This window comes from Kitasatospora sp. McL0602 (assembly GCF_052076145.1).
GTDB lineage: Bacteria > Actinomycetota > Actinomycetes > Streptomycetales > Streptomycetaceae > Kitasatospora.
Genome location: NZ_CP197246.1, coordinates 653,107 through 673,454, shown reverse-complemented (window position 1 = coordinate 673,454; position 20,348 = coordinate 653,107). Strand labels below are relative to the sequence as shown.

The 20,348-nt window shown below is 72.0% G+C and carries 17 protein-coding genes; 12 read left to right on the top strand and 5 right to left on the bottom strand.

Annotated features, from left to right (window positions below; all coding sequences use genetic code 11):
* Nucleotides 1-38 precede the first annotated feature (38 nt).
* The 11 genes from ACR68M_RS03150 (at nucleotide 39) to ACR68M_RS03100 (ending at nucleotide 13,573) form a co-directional block, all read left to right on the top strand.
* Nucleotides 39-950: an ABC transporter permease gene (locus ACR68M_RS03150; RefSeq protein WP_441248830.1), complete on the top strand. Its 912-nt coding sequence runs from the start codon at nucleotides 39-41 to the stop codon at nucleotides 948-950.
* Between the two features lie 37 nt (nucleotides 951-987).
* The gene (locus ACR68M_RS03145) at nucleotides 988-1,770 is read left to right on the top strand and encodes an ABC transporter ATP-binding protein (protein ID WP_441251501.1); all 783 of its coding nucleotides are present in this window, start codon (nucleotides 988-990) and stop codon (nucleotides 1,768-1,770) included.
* A gap of 146 nt (nucleotides 1,771-1,916) precedes the next feature.
* Entirely contained in the window at nucleotides 1,917-2,837 is a 921-nt protein-coding gene (hpnC, locus tag ACR68M_RS03140) for a squalene synthase HpnC (protein ID WP_441248829.1), read from the top strand.
* Nucleotides 2,838-2,878: 41 nt separating this feature from the next.
* Nucleotides 2,879-3,736, top strand: a complete 858-nt coding sequence (gene hpnD / locus ACR68M_RS03135) for a presqualene diphosphate synthase HpnD (RefSeq protein WP_441251500.1) — start codon at nucleotides 2,879-2,881, stop codon at nucleotides 3,734-3,736.
* A 103-nt stretch (nucleotides 3,737-3,839) separates the two neighbouring features.
* Nucleotides 3,840-5,231: a hydroxysqualene dehydroxylase HpnE gene (hpnE, locus tag ACR68M_RS03130; protein WP_441248828.1), complete on the top strand. Its 1,392-nt coding sequence runs from the start codon at nucleotides 3,840-3,842 to the stop codon at nucleotides 5,229-5,231.
* A 155-nt stretch (nucleotides 5,232-5,386) separates the two neighbouring features.
* Nucleotides 5,387-6,418: a polyprenyl synthetase family protein gene (locus tag ACR68M_RS03125; RefSeq protein ID WP_441248827.1), complete on the top strand. Its 1,032-nt coding sequence runs from the start codon at nucleotides 5,387-5,389 to the stop codon at nucleotides 6,416-6,418.
* A 130-nt stretch (nucleotides 6,419-6,548) separates the two neighbouring features.
* Nucleotides 6,549-8,504 (top strand): squalene--hopene cyclase, encoded by a 1,956-nt coding sequence (gene shc / locus ACR68M_RS03120; protein WP_441251499.1) that lies wholly within the window; start codon nucleotides 6,549-6,551, stop codon nucleotides 8,502-8,504.
* Nucleotides 8,501-9,157: a phosphorylase family protein gene (locus ACR68M_RS03115; RefSeq protein WP_441248826.1), complete on the top strand. Its 657-nt coding sequence runs from the start codon at nucleotides 8,501-8,503 to the stop codon at nucleotides 9,155-9,157. Before shc ends, ACR68M_RS03115 begins: the two co-directional genes overlap by 4 nt.
* Before the next feature lie 2 nt (nucleotides 9,158-9,159).
* Nucleotides 9,160-10,179 carry an adenosyl-hopene transferase HpnH gene (hpnH, locus tag ACR68M_RS03110; protein ID WP_441248825.1) on the top strand — a complete coding sequence of 340 codons (1,020 nt, stop codon included), beginning with the start codon at nucleotides 9,160-9,162 and terminating at the stop codon, nucleotides 10,177-10,179.
* A 102-nt stretch (nucleotides 10,180-10,281) separates the two neighbouring features.
* Nucleotides 10,282-12,192 carry a 1-deoxy-D-xylulose-5-phosphate synthase gene (dxs, locus tag ACR68M_RS03105; RefSeq protein WP_441248824.1) on the top strand — a complete coding sequence of 637 codons (1,911 nt, stop codon included), beginning with the start codon at nucleotides 10,282-10,284 and terminating at the stop codon, nucleotides 12,190-12,192.
* The gene (locus tag ACR68M_RS03100; RefSeq protein WP_441248823.1) at nucleotides 12,182-13,573 is read left to right on the top strand and encodes an aspartate aminotransferase family protein; all 1,392 of its coding nucleotides are present in this window, start codon (nucleotides 12,182-12,184) and stop codon (nucleotides 13,571-13,573) included. The genes dxs and ACR68M_RS03100 overlap by 11 nt, the downstream gene beginning before the upstream one ends.
* Before the next feature lie 4 nt (nucleotides 13,574-13,577).
* Here the strand turns inward: ACR68M_RS03100 and ACR68M_RS03095 are convergent, their stop codons facing one another.
* The 5 genes from ACR68M_RS03095 to fabG form a co-directional block, all read right to left on the bottom strand.
* Nucleotides 13,578-13,853, bottom strand: a complete 276-nt coding sequence (locus tag ACR68M_RS03095; RefSeq protein WP_441248822.1) for a DUF6343 family protein — start codon at nucleotides 13,851-13,853, stop codon at nucleotides 13,578-13,580.
* Between the two features lie 21 nt (nucleotides 13,854-13,874).
* On the bottom strand, nucleotides 13,875-14,576 hold the full coding sequence (locus ACR68M_RS03090) for a phosphatase PAP2 family protein (RefSeq protein ID WP_441248821.1): 702 nt from the start codon (nucleotides 14,574-14,576) through the stop codon (nucleotides 13,875-13,877).
* 81 nt (nucleotides 14,577-14,657) lie between these two features.
* The gene (locus ACR68M_RS03085) at nucleotides 14,658-17,390 is read right to left on the bottom strand and encodes an NPCBM/NEW2 domain-containing protein (protein WP_441248820.1); all 2,733 of its coding nucleotides are present in this window, start codon (nucleotides 17,388-17,390) and stop codon (nucleotides 14,658-14,660) included.
* Nucleotides 17,391-17,557: 167 nt separating this feature from the next.
* Nucleotides 17,558-17,749 carry a hypothetical protein gene (locus ACR68M_RS03080; RefSeq protein WP_441248819.1) on the bottom strand — a complete coding sequence of 64 codons (192 nt, stop codon included), beginning with the start codon at nucleotides 17,747-17,749 and terminating at the stop codon, nucleotides 17,558-17,560.
* A gap of 376 nt (nucleotides 17,750-18,125) precedes the next feature.
* Nucleotides 18,126-18,893 (bottom strand): 3-oxoacyl-ACP reductase FabG, encoded by a 768-nt coding sequence (fabG, locus tag ACR68M_RS03075; protein ID WP_441248818.1) that lies wholly within the window; start codon nucleotides 18,891-18,893, stop codon nucleotides 18,126-18,128.
* 482 nt (nucleotides 18,894-19,375) lie between these two features.
* Here fabG and ACR68M_RS03070 point away from each other — a divergent pair, with 482 nt between their 5' ends.
* Nucleotides 19,376-20,200, top strand: a complete 825-nt coding sequence (locus ACR68M_RS03070; RefSeq protein ID WP_441248817.1) for a MarR family winged helix-turn-helix transcriptional regulator — start codon at nucleotides 19,376-19,378, stop codon at nucleotides 20,198-20,200.
* Nucleotides 20,201-20,348 lie beyond the last annotated feature (148 nt).

Genomic DNA, 20,348 nt, shown 5'->3' with positions numbered 1-20,348 from the left:
CGAGGTGAACCGGATCTTCGATCCCGTGAAGGACGAATGTGTCGACAGTGAGTGACTCCGTCAGCCTCTCCGCTCCGGTAGGAGCGGACGCCGGCCTGACCCCGAAGCAGCTCGCCACCAAGTACGGCCTGACCGTGAGCGGCAAGCGGCCCGGCCTGGTCCCGTACGTGCGGCAGCTCTGGCAGCGGCGCCACTTCATCGTGGCGTTCGCGACCGCCCGGCTGGTCGCGCAGTACACGACGGCCAAGCTCGGCCAGGTCTGGCAGGTGCTGACCCCGCTGCTCAACTGCGCGGTGTTCTACCTGGTCTTCGGCGTGATGATGAAGAGCCGCAACGGTGTGGAGGACTACATCGCGTGGCTCTGCATCGGTGTCTTCGTCTTCCAGTTCACCCAGAGCGCGGTGATGGCCGGCACCCGGTCGATCTCCGACAACCTCGGGCTGATCCGGGCCCTGCACTTCCCCCGCGCGGCGATGCCGATCGCGTTCACCGTGATCCAGCTCCAGCAGCTGCTGATCTCGATGGTCGTGCTGGTCGGGATCGTGCTCTTCTTCACCCCGCCGGTGATGAGTTGGCTGCTGGTGATCCCCGCCCTGGTGCTCCAGTGCATCTTCAACACCGGGGTCGCCCTGGTGATGGCCCGGGTCGGTGCCAAGACCAGTGACATGGCCCAGCTGATGCCCTTCCTGCTGCGCACCTGGATGTACATGTCCGGCGTGATGTACAGCATCGACAGCGCGATCAAGCACTTCCCGCCGATCGCGAAGGCGATCCTGGCCGTCAACCCGGCCTCGGTCTACATGGACCTGATCCGGGTCTCCTTCCTGCCGGACAACCACTACCACACCCCGCACCACGTGTGGCTGATCGCCGTGGGCTGGGCCGTCGCGGCCGGCGTGCTCGGCTTCCTCTTCTTCTGGAAGGCCGAGGAGGAGTACGGCCGTGGCTGAGACTGCAATGACCGAGACCCGAGGAGCTGCGCCCGCGATGGCAAGCCAGGCCAACACCGACGCCCGTATCCCCACCGTGGTCGCCGACGACGTGCACATCGTCTACCGGGTGCACGGCGCCGGCTCCGGCAAGGGCAGCGCCACCTCGGCGCTGAGCCGGATCATCTCCAAGAAGCGCTCGCCCGCGATCCGCGAGGTGCACGCCGTCCGGGGCATCAGCTTCACCTCGTACCGGGGCGAGGCGGTCGGCCTGATCGGCTCGAACGGCTCCGGCAAGTCGACCATGCTGGCCGCCATCGCGGGCCTGCTGCCGACCGAGAAGGGCGCCATCTACACCAACGGCCAGCCCTCGCTGCTGGGCGTGAACGCCGCGCTGATGAACGACCTCACCGGTGACCGGAACGTCATCCTCGGCTGCCTGGCCATGGGGATGTCCCCGGAGGAGGTGAAGGCGCGCTACCAGGAGATCGTCGACTTCTCGGGCATCAACGAGAAGGGCGACTTCATCTCCCTCCCGATGCGCACGTACTCCTCGGGCATGGCGGCCCGTCTGCGGTTCTCGATCGCGGCGGCCAAGACCCACGAGGTGCTGCTGATCGACGAGGCGCTCGCCACCGGTGACCAGAAGTTCCAGAAGCGCAGCGAGGCCCGCATCCGCGAGCTGCGCAAGGAGGCCGGCACGGTCTTCCTGGTGTCGCACAACAACAACGCGATCCGGGACACCTGCGAGCGGACCATCTGGATCGAGAAGGGCGAGATGATCATGGATGGCGAGACCACCGAGGTCGTCCGCGAGTACGAGAAGTTCAACCGCGGCTGAGGCTGCGACCGGGTAGTGGCCGTGGGGGCCGGTGAGCGACCGAGAGGTGCGCCACCGGCCCTCCGGTGTGTCCGGGTGTTCGATCCCCAGGCGTGTCCGAGGTGGGCGGCCGGGTCCGCGCGGTGTAGAACGGGGGAGTGACGGCAGTGGCGGCTTCGGCCAAATCCGACAATCAGACAGATGGCACGACTCTGGCCAAGGCCGACCTGGAGAACTTCCCGGTCGCCCCCGCCTTCCTGCCCGCCGCCTGGCGGACCGACCTGATGGCCGTCTACGGCTACGCCCGGCTGGTCGACGACGCCGGTGACGGCGACCTCGCCGACCCGGTCGGCGTAGCGGCCCTGCTCGGAGTCGAGGACGGGCACTCGCGGCTCGCCCTGCTGGACGGCCTGGAGCGCGACCTCGACCGCGTCTTCGAGGCGGCGCTGCCCGGGGGAGCGGCCAAGGAGCAGCCCCGGCACCCGCTGCTGCGCGCGCTCGTCCCGCTGGTCGGCAGGCACGCGCTCACCCCCGAGCCGTTCCGCCGCCTGATCGAGGCCAACCGGCTCGACCAGCGGACCGACCGCTACCCGACCTACCAGGACCTGATCGCCTACTGCACGCTCTCCGCCGACCCGGTCGGCCGGCTGGTGCTGTCGATCGCCGGGGTCTCCACCCCGGAGCGCATCGCGCTCTCCGACGCCGTCTGCTCGGCCCTGCAGATCGTCGAGCACCTCCAGGACGTCGCCGAGGACTTCGGCCGGGGCCGGATCTACCTCCCCGGCGAGGACCTGGAGCGCTTCGGGGTGACCGAGGCGCACCTCGCCGAGCCGACCGCCGGGCCCGAGGTCCGCAGGCTGGTCGCCTTCGAGGTCGAACGGGCGCGCACCCTGCTCGATCGCGGCGCGCCGCTGGTCGGTACGGTTCGGGGAAGGCTCCGACTGCTCCTCGCGGGATTCACCGCGGGTGGGTACGCGGCCCTGGCAGCCATCGAGGCCGCCGGGTACGACGTGCTGGCCCAGCAGCCGAAGCCCGGCAAGCGCCGCCTCGCAGTGAAGGCGGCGGCACTCTTCGCGAAGGGAAGGTGAACGCCCGCGTGGCGGCATCACCACTGGCATCGGCGCAGGTCATGGCGGCGTACCGGTACTGCGAGGCGGTCACCGCCCTCCAGGCCCGGAACTTCAGCTACGGCATCCGCCTGCTCCCCGAGGCCAAGCGGCTCGGCATGTCCGCGCTCTACGCCCTGGCCCGCCGGGTCGACGACATCGGCGACGGGGACCTGCCCGAGCACCGCAAGGCCGAGCAGCTGCGGCACACCCGCGAGCTGCTCGACGAGATCCGCCAGGGCGCCGTCAGCGAGGACGACACCGACCCGATCAAGGTGGCGCTCGCCGACACCGCCCGGCGCTTCCCGATCCCGCTCGACGGCTTCGACGAGCTGATCGACGGCGTCGAGATGGACCTCAAGGGCGCCGAGTACGAGACCTTCGACGACCTGAAGGTCTACTGCCGCTGCGTCGCCGGAGCGATCGGCCGCCTCTCGCTCGGCGTGTACGGCTGCGAGGACCCGGTGCTCGGGGCCGAGTACGCCGACACCCTGGGCCTGGCGCTCCAGCTCACCAACATCCTGCGCGACCTGCGCGAGGACGCTCTGAACGGCCGGATCTACCTGCCGACCGAGGACCTCGTCCGGTTCGGCTGCGAGCAGGGCTTCGCCCTGTCGAAGCCCCCGCTCGGCGCCGACTTCACCGGCCTGGTCTCGTTCGAGGCCGAGCGGGCCCAGCAGTGCTTCGAGGAGGGCCTGCGGCTGCTGCCGATGCTCGACCGCCGCAGCCGCGCCTGCACCGCCGCGATGGCCGGGATCTACCACCGGCTGCTCGGCCGGATCGCCGCCGACCCGGAGTCGGTGCTGCGCGGCCGGGTCTCGCTGCCGGGCTGGGAGAAGGCATACGTGGCTCTGTCCGGGCTCGCCGGAGGGCGTTCTTGATTCTCGGGCCAGTTCTGTCACGCTGTGTCAGCATGGATACGCACCGGTGCGGACACGTGTTGTCCATGAGCGAAGAGCGACACCAGGGGAGGGGGAGGCGGCGATGACGTCACGACCCGAGACCCCCACCGCGCTGGTGATCGGCGGCGGCCTCGCCGGGATCACCACCGCGCTGCGCCTGGCCGAGGCCGGGCGGCGCGTCACGCTGGTCGAGACCAGGCCCCGGCTCGGCGGCCTGGCCTTCTCCTTCAAGCGCGGCGAGCTGACGGTCGACAACGGCCAGCACGTCTTCCTGCGCTGCTGCACCGCCTACCGCGGGCTGGTCGACCGGCTCGGCGCCACCAGGCTCACCGAGCTCCAGCCCCGCCTCGACGTGCCCGTCCTCGGCGTCTCGCCCGACGGGCGGCGCACGCTGGGCCGGCTGCGCCGGGCGGGTCTGCCGGTGCCGCTGCACCTGGCGGGCAGCCTCGCCACGTACCCGCACCTGGGCCCCGTCGACCGCCTGCGGGTGGTCCGCGCCGCGCTCGCCCTGAAGGGGCTCGACCTCGCCGACCCGGCGCTGGACGACATCTCCTTCGGCGAGTGGCTGCGCCGCCACGGCCAGACCCCGGCCACCCTCGCGGCCATGTGGGACCTGGTCGGTGTCGCGACCCTGAACGCGACCGCCGACCAGACCTCGCTGGCGCTCGCCGCGATGGTCTTCAAGACCGGCCTGCTCTCCGACCCGGGCGCCTCCGACATCGGCATGGCGAGCCGCCCGCTCGGCGAGATCCACCACGACGCCGCGCTGGCCGAGCTGGAGCGGGCCGACGTGCGCGTCCTGCTGCGGGCCCGCGCCGTCGAGCTCAAGCCCGGCGACGGCCAGCACTGCGTGCGGCTGGAGAGCGGTGAGCTGCTCACCGCCGACACCGTGGTGCTCGCGGGCGCCCAGGAGGCGGCCGCCTCGCTGCTGCCCACCGGGGCCGTCCGCGAGCCGATCGGCGAGCTCGGCCACGCGCCGATCCTCAACGTGCACGTGGTCTACGACCGCAAGCTGCTGCGCCGTCCGTTCTTCGCCGCGCTCGGCTCGCCGGTGCAGTGGGTCTTCGACCGCACCGCGCACTCCGGGCTGGCCACCCCGGGCGCCCAGTACCTGGCCCTCTCGCAGTCGGCCGTGCAGGACGAGATCGACCTGCCCGTCGCCGAGCTGCGCCGCCGCTATCTGCCGGAGCTGGAGCGGCTGCTCCCGGCCGCCCGGGGGGCCGAGGTGCTGGACTTCTTCGTCACCCGCGAGCGCACCGCGACCTTCGACCCGGCCCCGGGCACCGCGGCCGTGCGGCCGAAGGCCCGGACGGAGGTGCCCGGCCTGCTGCTGGCCGGCTCGTGGACGGCCACCGGCTGGCCCGCGACCATGGAGGGCGCCGTCCGCAGCGGCCACGCCGCCGCCGACGCGGCGCTCGCCGCGAGCGGCCGCCGCCTCCCGGCCGACCGGGGTGACGGCAGGTGGCCCAGGTGAGCACCGCCCCAGGCACCCGGACCGGCCCAGACACTGACACCGCACCAGGCCGGACGCCCGCAGCGCTCCGGCGACCTCAGGGAGAGGGCAAGCACGTGGAGCCTCGTACCGGCACTGCCGCCAGACCAGGGACACCGGTCAAGGAGGTGCCGTCGGTGCCCGAGCTGCTGGCGCGCGGGCGCACCCTGTGCACCCCGCCGCTGAAGGCGGCCGTCGCCCGGCTGGCGGCGCCGATGGACACCGTCGCGGCGTACCACTTCGGCTGGATCGACCGGGAGGGGAAGCCCGCCTCCGGGGACGGCGGCAAGGCCGTCCGCCCGGCGCTCGCGCTGCTCTCGGCGCAGGCCGTCGGGGCGCCCGCCGAGGCGGGGGTGCCCGGGGGCGTCTCCGTTGAACTGGTCCACAACTTCTCGCTGCTCCATGATGATCTGATGGACGGTGACGAGACCCGACGGCACCGGGCCACGGCCTGGACGGTCTTCGGCCCGGCCCAGGCGATCCTGGTCGGCGACGCGCTGGCCACCCTGGGCACCGAGGTGCTGCTCGACGCCGCCGTCACCGGCGGGGCGAGCGCCACCGACGCGGCCCGCGCCGTCCGGCTGATCACCTCCGCGACCCGGAAGCTGATCGACGGCCAGGCGATGGACGTCTCCTTCGAGCAGCGCGACAGCGTCACCGTCGAGGAGTGCCTGGAGATGGAGGGCGGTAAGACCGGCGCCCTGCTCGCCGCCGCCTCGGCGATCGGCGCGGTGCTGGCCGGCGCCGACGACCGCGTCTCCGGCGCCCTCCAGCGCTACGGCTACCACCTCGGCCTCGCCTTCCAGGCCGTCGACGACCTGCTCGGCATCTGGGGCGCCACCGAGGTCACCGGCAAGCCGCACTGGGGCGACCTGCGCCAACGCAAGAAGTCGCTGCCCGTCGCCGCCGCGCTCGCCGAGGGCGGCGCCGCCTCGCGCACCCTGGCCGCCCAGCTCGCCGACCCGCAGGGCCGGGGCGAGGAGAGCGAGCCGGTGCTCGCCGCCCGCGCCGCCCTGATCGAACAGGCCGGCGGCCGCGCCTGGACGCAGGGCGAGGCCCGCCGCCAGCACAAGACCGCCCTCGCCGCACTGGACGAGGTGCCCATGGCCGACGAGGTGCGCGAGCACTTCGTCGCACTCGCCGAATTCGTGGTGGTACGAGAGAGGTGACGTCAAGTTGACAGCAACCGCGGACGGCCGGCTCGACCCTGAGTACGATTCCGAGCCGGTCGCGGTGAGCGACCGCCCGCCGGTGCCCGAACGGCTGAACGGCCGTCAGGCAGTGGCGGATCGTTCCGCCCTGCCGTACGGGGCGAAGCGGTGGGAGCCGGACGGAGCGTCGCCCGACGTCCCGACGGGAGCCGCCGAGGCACTGGCCCGCGCCACCGGCCACCTGCTGTCACTTCAGCACGCCGACGGCTGGTGGAAGGGCGACCTGGAGACCAACGTCACCATGGACGCCGAGGACCTGTTACTGCGTCAGTTCCTCGGCATCCGGACTTCTGAGCAGACGGCGGCCACCGCCGCCTGGATCCGCTCGCAGCAGCGTGCCGACGGCACCTGGTCCACCTTCCACGACGGCCCGCCCGAGCTCTCCACCACTGTCGAGGCGTACGTCGCCCTCAAGCTGGCCGGGGACGACCCCGAGGCCCCGCACATGCGCGCCGCCGCCGCCCACGTCCGCGAGCGCGGCGGGATCGCGGCCGCCCGCGTCTTCACCCGGATCTGGCTCGCGCTCTTCGGCTGGTGGCCGTGGGAGCGACTGCCGGAGATGCCGCCCGAGATCATGTTCCTGCCCAGATGGCTGCCGCTGAACATCTACGCCTTCGGCTGCTGGGCCCGGCAGACCATCGTGCCGCTGACCGTCGTCTCGGCCCACCGCCCGGTGCGCCAGGCGCCCTTCGCCCTCACCGAGCTGCACACCGACCCGGCCGACCCCTACCCCGAGCGGCCGCTCGCCCCGCCCGCCAGCTGGGACGGCCTCTTCGAACGCCTCGACCGGGTGCTGCACACCTACCACCGCTACGCGGCCCGCCCGCTGCGTCGCCTCGCACTGGCCCGCGCCGGGCGGTGGATCGTCGAACGGCAGGAGGCCGACGGCTGCTGGGGCGGCATCCAACCGCCCGCCGTCTACTCGCTGATCGCCCTGCACCTGCTCGGCTACGAGCTCGACCACCCGGTGATGAAGGCCGGGCTCGACTCCTTCGACCGCTTCACCGTGCACACCGAGGACGGCCGCCGCTGGATGGAGGCCTGCCAGTCCCCGGTCTGGGACACCTGCCTGGCGACCATCGCGCTCCGCGACGCCGGGCTGCCCGCCGACCACCCCGCGCTGGTCTCCGCCGTCGGCTGGATGCTCGACGAGGAGATCACCACCCCCGGGGACTGGGCCGTCCAGCGCCCCGGGCTCACCCCCGGCGGCTGGGCCTTCGAGTTCGAGAACGACAACTACCCCGACATCGACGACACCGCCGAGGTGGTCCTCGCGCTGCGCCGCGTCACCCATCCGGACCAGGCCCGCCTCGACGGCGCGGTCGACCGCGCCGTCGAGTGGAATCTCGGCATGCAGTCGAAGAACGGCGCCTGGGGCGCCTTCGACGTCGACAACACCAGCACCCTCCCCAACAAGCTGCCGTTCTGCGACTTCGGCGAGGTCGTCGACCCGCCCTCGGCGGACGTCACCGCGCACGTGGTCGAGATGCTCGCCGAGACCGGCCGGGCCGACGACCCGCGCACCCGGCGCGGCATCGCCTGGCTGCTGGCCAACCAGGAGGCCGACGGCTCGTGGTTCGGCCGCTGGGGCACCAACTACATCTACGGCACCGGCTCGGTGCTGCCCGCCCTGGTCGCGGCCGGGATGCCCGTCGGCCACCCCGCCATCCGCCGGGCCGTCGGCTGGCTGGAGAGCCGGCAGAACGCCGACGGCGGCTGGGGCGAGGACATGCGCTCCTACGACGACCCCGAGCAGTGGTCCGGCCGGGGCGACTCCACCGCCTCGCAGACCGCCTGGGCCCTGATGGCCCTGCTCGCGGCGGGCGAGGGCCTCGCGGGCACCCCGAGCCCGGCCGTCGAGCGGGGGGTGCAGTGGCTGGTCGACACCCAGCTGCCGGAGGGCACCTGGGACGAGCCGCAGTTCACCGGCACCGGCTTCCCCTGGGACTTCTCCATCAACTACCACCTCTACCGGCTGGTCTTCCCCGTCACCGCGCTCGGCCGGTACGTGCACGGCACCCCGCTGGGCGGTGGCCGGACGTGAGGCCCGCACCGCTGCTCGTGGTCTGCGCGCTGGCGCCCGAGGTCTGGGCGCTGCGCGGCGGCGACTGGACGGGCGCGCTCGGCCCGCCCGTGCTGGCCCGCACCGGCATGGGCCCGCTGCGGGCCCGTGAGCGTGCGGCGGCGCTGCTCGCCACCGGCGGGTACGGTGCCCTGGTGGTGGCCGGTTTCGGCGCCGCCGTCGGCCCCGGCATCCGGCCCGGGGACGTCATCGTCGCCGACGGCGTCCGGGACGCCCAGGGCGGCGAGCACCCGCTCGACTCGGCCGGGCCGCTGGCCGCCGCCCTGCGGGCCCGGGGCCTGACCGTGCACACGGGGCTGCACCACACCGCCGACCACGTCGTCCGCGGCCTGGAGCGCCGCGCCCTGCACGCCCAGGGCGCGCTGGCCGTGGACATGGAGGCGGCCGCCGTCCTGGCGGCCCGCGCCCGGCTCCGCCCCGAACTGCCCGCAGCCGTGCTGCGGGTGGTCGTCGACACCCCCGAACGCGAGCTGCTGCGTCCGGGCACCCTCCCCGCCGGGCTGCACGCCTGGCGGACCCTGCGCGCCGCCGTACCGGCGCTCACCGCTTGGCACCGCTCCGCGGCCCACGCCAACGAAACCCTGCCCTCGACGCTCCCTCAGGAGGCGAGCTAGTCATGGCCATGCCGCTGCGCCAGACCGTACGTGTCAGCACGTACCTCATGCAGCAGAAGCTCAAGCGGCGGGACAAGTTCCCGCTGATCGTGGAGCTGGAACCGCTCTTCGCCTGCAACCTCGCCTGCGAGGGCTGCGGCAAGATCCAGCACCCCGCCGGGGTCCTCAAGCAGCGGATGCCCGTCGCCCAGGCCGTCGGCGCGGTGCTCGAATCCGGGGCGCCGATGGTCTCCATCGCCGGCGGCGAGCCGCTGATGCACCCGCAGATCGACGAGATCGTCCGGCAGCTGGTGGGGCGGCGCAAGTACGTCTTCCTCTGCACCAACGCGCTGCTGCTGCGCAAGAAGCTGGAGAAGTTCACCCCCTCGCCCTACCTCACCTTCACCGTGCACATCGACGGGCTGCGCGAGCGGCACGACGAGTCGGTAGCCAAGGAGGGCACCTTCGACGAGGCGGTGGCGGCGATCAAGGAGGCCAAGCGGCGCGGCTTCCGGGTCACCACCAACTCGACCTTCTTCAACACCGACACCCCGCAGACGATCATCGAGGTGCTCGACTACCTCAACGACGAACTGCACGTCGACGAGATGATGATCTCCCCGGCCTACGCCTACGAGAAGGCCCCCGACCAGGAGCACTTCCTCGGCGTCGAGCAGACCAGGGAGCTCTTCCGGAAGGCCTTCGCGGGCGGCAACCGGCGCCGCTGGCGCCTCAACCACAGCCCGCTCTTCCTGGACTTCCTGGAAGGCAAGATCGACTTCGAGTGCACCGCCTGGGGCATCCCCAACTACTCCCTCTTCGGCTGGCAGCGCCCCTGCTACCTGATGGCCGACGGGTACGTCCCCACCTACCGCGAGCTGATCGAGAAGACCGACTGGGCCAAGTACGGCCGCGGCAAGGACCCGCGCTGTGCCAACTGCATGGCCCACTGCGGCTACGAACCCACCGCCGTCCTCGCCACCATGGGCTCCCTCAAGGAGTCCCTGCGCGCCGTCAAGGAGACCCTGGGCAGCACGAGCTAGGGCCGGGAAGTGCAGGGCGGGCCTCCGCAGAACAGGCGCGCCCTGCGCAACCGCTGCACGCTGAGTAGTCAGAAGCTTCGGACCGAGCCGCGAGGTGAAGCCATGTCACTCCTGAACACCGTCAAGGGCCCCGCCGACCTGAGGGCGCTGGCCCAGGGCGAGCTGCCCGTGCTGGCGGAGGAGATCCGGGACTTCCTGATCGACGCCGTCACCCGGACGGGCGGACACCTCGGGCCCAATCTCGGCGTCGTCGAGCTGACGATCGCGCTGCACCGCGTCTTCGACTCCCCGCACGACCGCATCCTCTGGGACACCGGCCACCAGGCCTACGTGCACAAGCTGCTCACCGGCCGCCAGGACTTCACCCGGCTGCGCGCCAAGGACGGCCTCTCCGGATACCCCTCCCGCGCCGAGTCCGAGCACGACGTGATCGAGAACTCGCACGCCTCCACCGCCCTCGGCTACGCCGACGGCCTGGCCAAGGCACACCAGCTGCTCGGCCGCCCGGACCGCCACACCGTCGCCGTGATCGGCGACGGCGCGCTCACCGGCGGCCTGGCCTGGGAGGCGCTCAACAACATCGCCGAGGCCACCGACCGCCCGCTGGTCATCGTCGTCAACGACAACGAACGCTCGTACGCCCGCACCGTCGGCGGCCTCGCCCACCACCTCAGCACCCTGCGCACCACCCAGGGCTACGAGCGCTTCCTCGCCCTGGGCAAGGGCGCCCTCCAGCGCACCCCGCTGGTCGGCCAGCCGATCTTCGACGCGCTGCACGGCGCCAAGAAGGGCTTCAAGGACGCCTTCGCCCCGCAGGGCCTGTTCGAGGACCTCGGGCTCAAGTACCTCGGCCCGATCGACGGCCACGACATCGGCGCCGTCGAGCAGGCCCTGCGGCAGGCCCGGAACTTCGGCGGGCCGGTCATCGTGCACTGCCTCACCGTCAAGGGCCGGGGCTACCGGCCGGCCGAGCAGGACGAGGCCGACCGCTTCCACGCCGTCAACGCGATGGACCCGTACACCTGCCTGCCCGTCTCGCCCTCCGCCGGGGTCTCCTGGACCTCCGTCTTCGGCTCCGAGCTGGTCGCGCTCGGCGCCGAGCGGCCCGAGCTGGTCGCGATCACCGCCGCGATGCTGCAACCCGTCGGGCTGGCCAAGTTCGCCGAGGAGTACCCGGAGCGGACCTTCGACGTCGGCATCGCCGAGCAGCACGCCGTCGCCAGCGCGGCCGGGCTCGCCACCGGCGGCCTGCACCCCGTCGTCGCGGTCTACGCGACCTTCCTCAACCGGGCCTTCGACCAGGTCCTGATGGACGTCGCGCTGCACCGCCTCGGCGTCACCTTCGTGCTCGACCGGGCCGGCGTCACCGGCAACGACGGCGCCTCGCACAACGGCATGTGGGACATGTCGATCCTCCAGGTCGTCCCGGGCCTGCGGCTCGCCGCCCCGCGCGACGCCGCCCAGCTGCGCGCCCAGCTGCGCGAGGCCGTCGAGGTCTCCGACGCCCCGACGGTGCTGCGCTTCCCCAAGGGCGAGACCGGGCCCGCCGTGCCCGCCCTGGAACGGATCGGCGGCGTCGACGTGCTCCAGCGCACCGGCCCCGCCCCCGAGATCCTGCTGGTCGCCGTCGGCGCCCTCGCCCCCGCCTGCCTGGACGCCGCCGCCCTGCTGCTTGCCGAGGGCTTCACCACCACCGTCGTCGACCCGCGCTGGGTCAAGCCCGTCGACCCCGCCCTCGTCGCCCTCGCCGCCGACCACCGCCTGGTCGTCACCGTCGAGGACAACGGCCGCGTCGGCGGCGTCGGCTCCGCCATCGCCCAGGCCATGCGCGACGCCGACGTCGACGTGCCGCTGCGCGACCTCGGCATCCCGCAGGAGTTCCTCCAGCACGCCTCGCGCGGCGAGATCATGGAGGAGATCGGGCTGACGGGCACCGGGGTCGCCGCCCAGACCGCAGTCTTCGCCAAGCAACTCCTACCGATCCGAGGAGCGAACCCGCACCATGCCGGCTGACCACGGCCTCGACCTCGCCGCCCTGCTCGCCGAACGAGGCGCCGAGCGCTACGAGTTGCACGCCAAGTACCTCAACCCGCAGCTGCCCCGGATGCTGCACACCATCGGCTTCGACAAGACGTACGAGCGCGCCGAGGGCCCGTACTTCTACGACGCCGAGGGGCAGGAGTACCTCGACATGCTCGCGGGCTTCGGCATCTTCGCGCTCGGCCGCCACCACCCCGCCGTACGCGACGCCGTCCGGCAGGTGATGGACCTCGACCTGCCGGACCTGACCCGCTTCGACTGCGCGCCGCTGCCCGGCCTGCTCGCCGAGCGGCTGCTCGCCGAGGCGCCCGGCCTCGACCGGGTGTTCTTCGGCAACAGCGGCACCGAGGCCGTGGAGACCGCCCTCAAGTTCGCCCGCTGCGCGACCGGCCGCCCGCGCGTCCTCTACTGCGACCACGCCTTCCACGGCCTCACCACCGGCGCACTCTCCGTCAACGGCGAGGGCGGCTTCCGCAAGGGCTTCGGCCCGCTGCTGCCGGACACCGCCGTCCCGCTCGGCGATCTCGGCGCGCTCGCCCGCGAGCTGCGCAAGGGCGACGTCGCCGCCCTGATCGTCGAGCCGATCCAGGGCAAGGGCGTGCACGCGACGCCGCCCGGCTGGCTGCTCGCCGCCCAGCAGCTGCTGCACGAGCACAAGGCGCTGCTGATCTGCGACGAGGTGCAGACCGGCATCGGTCGCACCGGCGACTTCTTCGCGTACCAGCACGAGGAGGGCGTGCTGCCGGACCTGGTCTGCGCCGCCAAGGCGCTCTCCGGCGGCTACGTGCCGATCGGCGCGACCCTCGGCAAGGGCTGGATCTTCGAGAAGGTGTACTCCTCGATGGACCGCGTGCTCGTGCACTCCGCGAGCTTCGGCTCCAACGCGCAGGCGATGGCCGCCGGGCTCGCCACCCTGCACGTCATGCGCGAGGAGAAGGTGGTCGAGAACGCCCGCCGGGTCGGCGACCTCTTCCGCGAGCGGCTCGCCGAGCTGGTCGAGCGGTACGAGCTGCTCGCCGAGGTGCGCGGGCGCGGCCTGATGATCGGCATCGAGTTCGGCCGCCCGAAGTCGCTCAAGCTGCGCACCGGCTGGACGGCGCTCCAGGCGGCCCGCAAGGGCCTCTTCGCGCAGATGGTCGTGGTGCCGCTGCTCCAGCGCCACCGCATCCTCACCCAGGTCTCCGGCGACCACCTGGAGGTGATCAAGCTGATCCCGCCGCTGATCATCACCGAGCGCGAGGTCGACCGCTTCCTGACCGCCTTCACCGACGTGATGGACGACGCCCACCGGGGCAGCGGCCTGATGTGGGACTTCGGCCGCACCCTGGTCAAGCAGGCCGTCGGCAGCCGGTGACGAGCTAGAGCTCGGTACGGCGGCGGCGGACCACGACCCAGAGGTCCACCGCCGCCAGCAGCGTCAGCAGACCGCAGGCCACGGCGAACACCGTCAGCGTCCCCTGGGTGGGCACCGAGCGGTCGGTGGACGCGGCGGCCCAGACGGCGAAGGCGGCCGTCAGCAGGGCGAAGAACGGCGTGAAGACCACCGAGAGCAGGAACCGCAGCTTCAGGTCACTGCGCGCGGTGGTGGGCTCGGTGCCGCTGCGCCAGGTCTTCGGAGTCTTCGCCGGTCGCATCGTCGCCTCCTACCTCGAAGGCTAGTGCTCGGCGGCCGGCGGGCGCCAGAGTGCGACGACCTGCCGGTCGATCGCGGTGACGTACGGCTCGGCCAGGGGGAGTGCGAGGAGCACCAGCGCGCCCGCCGCCCACCCGGCGAAGACGTCCGAGATCCAGTGGGTGCCGAGATAGACGGTGGTGAGGCCGATCGAGACGGCCGTCAGGCCGGCCAGCAGGGCGCCGGTGCGGCGCCAGCGGACTGCCAGGTAGGCGAGCACGCCCCACGTCACCACGGCGTTGGCGGTGTGGCCGGAGGGGAAGATCTGGCCGCCGGAGAAGAGCTCCGGCGAGTCGATCCAGTGCGCGTAGTGCGGGCCGAGGCGGCCGGTGACGATCTTCACCGCGCCGACGGTGATGTTGAGCAGCAGCAGCGCCGCGCCCATCACCAGCAGCGGCCGCAGCGACCGCACCCGGTACGAGCGCCAGCCCAGCCAGGCGCAGGCGACGATCGCGGACGGCCCGCGCTGCCCCGCCACGATCCAGACGTTCAGCAGCGGCTGCACCTCGGGCCAGCGCTTGTACGGCCGCAGCTGCTTCAGCGCCCAGTCGAGCTCGACCAGCCGGGTGCCCCGGAGCACCTCGACGACCACCAGCAGGTACACCAGCCCGGTGAGCCCGAAGAGGACGGCATGGCGGCGGGTCATCAGGGGCGCGGCGTCGGATTGTCGGATTTGGTCTTGCACGGCCATGACACTACCGGGTGGACCTTGGGGGGCGGGGAACCGCGCGCGGCAGTTCCCCGCCCCCCCGGGGCCCGGTGTGGCTCAGGCGCAGTGGAACTTGGCGTCGGCCCAGTCGCCGTGGTCACCGGCCTTGGTGGCCGCGACGTTGAGCTTGAGGTGAACCCGGTCCGCCGTGCCCAGCGGGACGGTGACGGGCAGCGGGGCCGAGGCGCCGCTCAGGACCGGGGAGGTCCAGAGCGTCTTCCCGTCCGCGACCACCGAGAACGTCACGCTGCCGTAGCCGTTGATCTCGTCGTCGACACCGACCGTGGCCGAGAACGACGAGCAGTGCCCGCCGGTCTGGATCTCGATGTCGGAGTCCGCGTGCGCCCCGATGCCCTTGGCGAAGACCGTGCCGTTCAGGGTGATCGGGTGGCCGTCCGCCGCTCCGGTCTCGCCGTTGCTGCGGTCGCGCTCGGCCGGCCCCCAGCCGTTGGTCTGGCTGACCCACGGCAGGTCACTCGCCCAGCTGTCGGCCGTCGGGCCCGCCGGCGTGCCGCCGACGGCGCTCGCGCCGTCCAGCACCAGCTGGAAGGCGGTGGCGGTGCTGATCGTCGCGGTCTTCACCTGGACCACCCCGCCCCGGTCGGCGCTGTCGTACCACCAGCCCTCGGAGGCCGCGTCGAAGGCGGCCTTGCTGGCCAGCCGGGGGAGGACCCGCCCGCCGAGGCCGACCTGACCCGGCGCGGTGCTGCTGTGCACCGTGAAGAGGTACGGCCGGGCGGTCTGCTTGCCGGTGAAGTCCCCGACGCTCGCCGAGACGTCCACGGTGACCCGGCCAGGCCCGCTGAGCGGCGCGTCCACGACGGCCGTCTGGGTGGCGGACTTCCCGTCCCGGTTCTCACGGGTGACGCCGTCGTCCTCGTACAGGCTGAAGCTGCTGTGGCCCTGCGGGTACACGTCCCAGGCCAGCGGCGAGCCGGCCGTGCGGTCCTGGTACGAGTTGATGCCCGGCCACATCGGTACCGAGGCCCCGGCTTTGACGAAGAGCGGCAGGGTGTCCAGCGGCGCGCTGTACCCGTTCACGGTGGTCGGGCCCTGGTAGGTGCGGCCCGACCAGTAGTCGACCCAGGTGCCCTTCGGGAGGTAGATGCCGTCCCGGGTCGAGGTGTCCGAGTAGACCGGGGCGACCAGGAAGTCCTCGCCGCTGAGGAACTCGTACTTCGCGGCGTCCGTCGCCGTGACCGGGTCGTCCGGGTACTCCAGCGCCAGCGGGCGCACCGGGCCGACGCCCGTCCGGCTCGCCTCCGCCGCGTAGCTGTACATGTACGGCAGCAGCGACTCCTTGAGCTTCAGGTACTTGCGGTTGATCGAGGTGTACGGCTCGCCGTAGCGGAAGGGCTGCTTGTCGCTCGGCGCCCAGCCGTCCATCGACATCAGGACCGGCAGGAAGGACTTCCACTCCAGGTCCCGGGTGTACGTCTGCGGGCTGCCGCCGAAGATGCCGTCCACGTCACCGGTGTTGTAGGCCATCCCGGACATCGTCGACCCGGCGTAGGTCGGGATCTGCCAGCGGATGTAGTCCCAGCTGCCGGACTGGTCGCCGCTCCACTGCACCCCGCAGCGCTGCGCCCCGGACCAGCTCTCGGGGGCCCAGGTGAAGCCGCGGGCGTTGCTGTTCGCCTCGATGCCCTGGTACGCGGCCTTGCAGCCGTCGAGGGCGAACTTGTACCCGTTGCCGACCCAGGCGACGTCCAGCTTGGCGACCCGCTGGCCGGCCTTGACCTGGTCGGCGAGCTGGCTGAGGCCGTTCTCCGTCCAGAGGCCGAGCTGCATCTTGTGCTGCTGGAGGCCCTGGGCGGTCTGCGCGAGGTTCTCGTACCCGCAGCCGTAGCCGTCGTTGACGAGCATCCAGCCGTTCGGCATGTCGTTGGCCGCGTACTGGTCGGCGACGTTCAGCGCGTCCAGGGTGTGCCGCTCGCCCCGGTTGGCGTTGTGCAGGTAGCAGTCCGAATCGCCCATCTCCAGGCCGTAGACCGGCGGGAGGAAGGGCTTGCCGGTGAGCGAGGTGTACTGCCCGATGACGTCCTTGGGGCCCGGCCCGGCGAAGTAGTACGCGTCGAAGCGCATCTCCTGCTCGGTGGTGGTCACCGGGTCGTTGAAGGCGTAGCTGCCGGGGGCGTACGTGTTGCGGTAGACGCCGTACCCGGCGGAGGAGAGGTAGAAGGGGACGGAGTTCGGGTGGCCGCCCTCGTCCCAGGTGTAGTCCACGCCGACCTGGCGGGTGGTGCCCCGGTGGGAGAACGAGCCGTTCTGCTCTCCGGTGCCGTAGTACTGCTCGGTGGCGCCCCGGGCGAGGGTCTGGGTGGTGGCCTTGCCGTCCCAGGAGAGCGGCTTGGTCTCCTCCCAGACCTTCGTGCCGTCGGTGCGGTAGAGGGCGAAGCGGAGCGCGGCCTTGTAGACCCGCAGGACGACGGCACTGGTGGAGATCTCGTAGTGGTCCCCGGCGTCGCGCCAGCCGACGGCGGGCGGTGCCCCCTGCGGCAGCACGATGTCGGTGCCGACCGGGTCGGTGAAGGGGCCGCTGGGGGAGAGCTCGATCCGGAAGACCTGGGTGGTGACGAAGCTGACCCGGGCCTTGCTGTTTCCGGCCGCGATCGAGAAGACGGCGCCGTTGGCGCTGAAGCCCGTGACGGCGCCGACCGAGCTGGTGGCGGCGGCCGCGTGGGCGGGGGTGGTGAGGGCCGGGGTGAGTGTGCCTCCGGCGACGGTCAGAGCGGCTGCCAGGGCCAGTGCGGCCGGGCGGCCTTGCCAGTGATGCAAAGTTCTGCGCATATGATCCCCTCATCATGCAAGAACGAACACTGATGGGCAGGTATAGCGCAGTTGGGGTGCCCTTGACTACACCGCCTGCGGCACGCGACGGGCGCGCGGCGGGCATGTGCCGGGCATGCGAAAGCCCCCGAGGGCGGGGGCCTTGGGGGCTTTCGAGGTCGGACGGGTCAGGGGAGGTAGCGCTCGAGGGCGGCGGCACCGTACTTGTCGATCTGCTCCTGGGCCCGCTGGAGGCGCTCAGGGGTGAGGTCGCGGCCCGAGACCATCACCAGGTCCTCGGGGTCGAAGGGGCGCTCGCCGCCGGTGTAGAGCCGGGTGGTCGGGGTGGACTTGGAATCGACGTCGCTGGGCTCGTTCATGAGTGCCTCCCGGGGTTCGGGTGCCGTCGGGTCCGACCCCGGCGGTCGCCGTGTCTTGCCCGTGCAAGACCTCCGCACCCCCGAGTCTCCACCTGACCCGCCTCGATCGCATCGCGAGCGGCCTGGGCGCGCCGGACCGAATCCGCCCCCCCTCTGCGCGGGCCGCTATGCCGGACCCCTATATAGGGGACAGGAAAGAAGCCGAACGACCGGTTTTCCGGTCGGCGGCGGGAGGGATTCCGGAAAGCCGCCGGGCAAGATCGCGCGCGGACGGACGGTCCGTACGGGACAAGGCGAAGCGCCCTCCGGCCGGGTGCTTGTCGGTCACCGGTCGGAGGGCGCTCCGGAATGCGGGGTGCGGCGTTGTCGGTCGGTCTTAGTCGAGTGGCCCGCCTGCGACGTAGATGACCTGACCGGAGACGAATCCGGCGGCCTCGGCGGCGAGGAAGGAAATGGTGTTGGCGATGTCCTCCGGGGTGCCGACCCGGTTGACCGGGATCTGCGTGGCGGCGGCCTGCTTGAACGCCTCGAACTCCATCCCGACCCGGGCGGCGGTGGCGGCCGTCATCTCGGTCGCGATGAAACCGGGGGCGACGGCGTTGGCGGTGACGCCGAACTTGCCGAGCTCGATCGCCAGGGTCTTGGTGAAGCCCTGGAGGCCGGCCTTGGCGGCGGAGTAGTTGGCCTGGCCGCGGTTGCCCTGGGCGGAGGAGGAGGACAGGTTGACGATCCGGCCGAACCCGGCGTCCACCATGTGCTTCTGCACGGCGCGGGTCATCAGGAAGGCACCACGCAGGTGCACGTTCATGACGGTGTCCCAGTCGGACTCGGACATCTTGAAGAGCAGGTTGTCGCGGAGCACCCCGGCGTTGTTCACCAGGACGACCGGCGCGCCCAGCTCGGCCGCGATCCGCTCGACGGCGGCCTGCACCTGCTCGGCGTCCGAGACGTCGGCCCCGACGGCGAGGGCCCGGCCGCCCGCGGCGGTGATCCGCGCGGCGGTCTCGCGCGCGGACTCCTCGGTCAGGTCGAGCACGGCGACGGCGTAACCGTCGGCGGCGAGCCGCTCGGCGGTGGCGGCGCCGATGCCGCGCGCCGCGCCGGTCACGACGGCGACCCGGGGGGTGGTGCTCTGCTCGGTCATGCTCGTACTCGTCTCTCTCGGTTGGGTGACGGTCCGGGGTGGCCCCGGGGGATTTGCGCAACCCGGATGAGTGGTGGGGAGAGCGTTGCGGCGGCAACCCTACCGGCGGGTAGCCTTCCGGGCCAGAGTGCAGAGTCGCAGGTGACAGAGGGTGAAGGTCACTGTTTTGTGCAGAGCTGACCGAGGACTCGTCGTGATCGCGACAGGCTGTGGAAATATGCCAACTTCAACGAACAAGCGTCTACTATTGGCCCCCGCCTGCCGGTACGGGCCGACCGTTTGTATAGTGTGCGCCAGCAGCCACCGGCTGCACGGCTGGCGCGCTTACCTTCACAGCAGGACGCTCACTCGCCGTTACTGCCCCGCCCGGGTGTCCCACACACACCGGGTGTGACATCGGGACGGATTTCATGGTGCTGGGGGAGATCCCGACGACCCGTGTGCCAGGTCGACTGCAGCAGTCGCCCGGCCACCTCATCCGCGTGGCCCAGCAGGTACACACCCGCTTGTGGTCCGAGCACGTCGGAGCCGAACTGACGGCTCCACAGTTCGCCGTACTCCTGGTGCTCGCTCTGGAGCCGGGCGCCGACCAGCGCACGGTCGGCGAGCGCGCCTCCCTGGACAAGGCGACGATGGCGGAGATGGTCGCCCGCCTGGTCAGGCGTGGTCTGGTGCTCCGGCGCCGTGACCCCGCCGACGGCCGACGCAAACTGCTGGCCCTCTCGCAGAACGGTGCACAGGCCGTCCGCGAGGCGACCGGCGGAGTGGTCCGCGTCCAGCGGACGCTCCTGGAGCCGCTGGCTCCCGAGGAGCAGACGGAGATCGTCCGGGTGATGGCGAAAATAGCCAGGCTGGAGCCCGCGGTGGTCGCCGTGGTCACCGACACCCGGCCGGTGCTGGACGCGCAGCGCGCGCTCGGCTACCTGATCCGAGTCAGCCAGCAGGTGCACACCAAGCTGTGGTCCGACAAGGTCGGCTCCGACCTGACGGCGCCTCAGTACGCGGTGTTGGACGCGCTGGAGACCGAGCCGGGCGCCGACCAGCGCACCGTCGGCGAGCTGGCCTCGCTCGACAAGGCGACGATGGCGGAGATGGTCAGCCGCCTCGTCCGGCGCGGCCTGGTGCTGCGTCGGCGTGACCCCTCGGACGGGCGGCGCAACCTGCTCTCGCTCTCTCCGGCGGGCCAGGAGCTGCTGCACCGCTCGACGGCCGGCGTCCGCGCCGTCCAGGAGCTGCTGCTCGCACCGCTGGAGCCGCACGAGCACGAGACCGCGCTCGCACTGCTCGCCAAGGCCGCCCGGCTGTAACGATTCGTCAAGGTCAGGGCAGCAGGAACGATTTACCAGTTGGCGCCTTACCCGGCAGCGCGCTGCCGCCTCTCCCGGGCATCGGTGGTCCCGGGGAGTGTTCGAACGCCCGTACCGAGAGGCCGGCACCCCATGGGTGCCGGCCTCT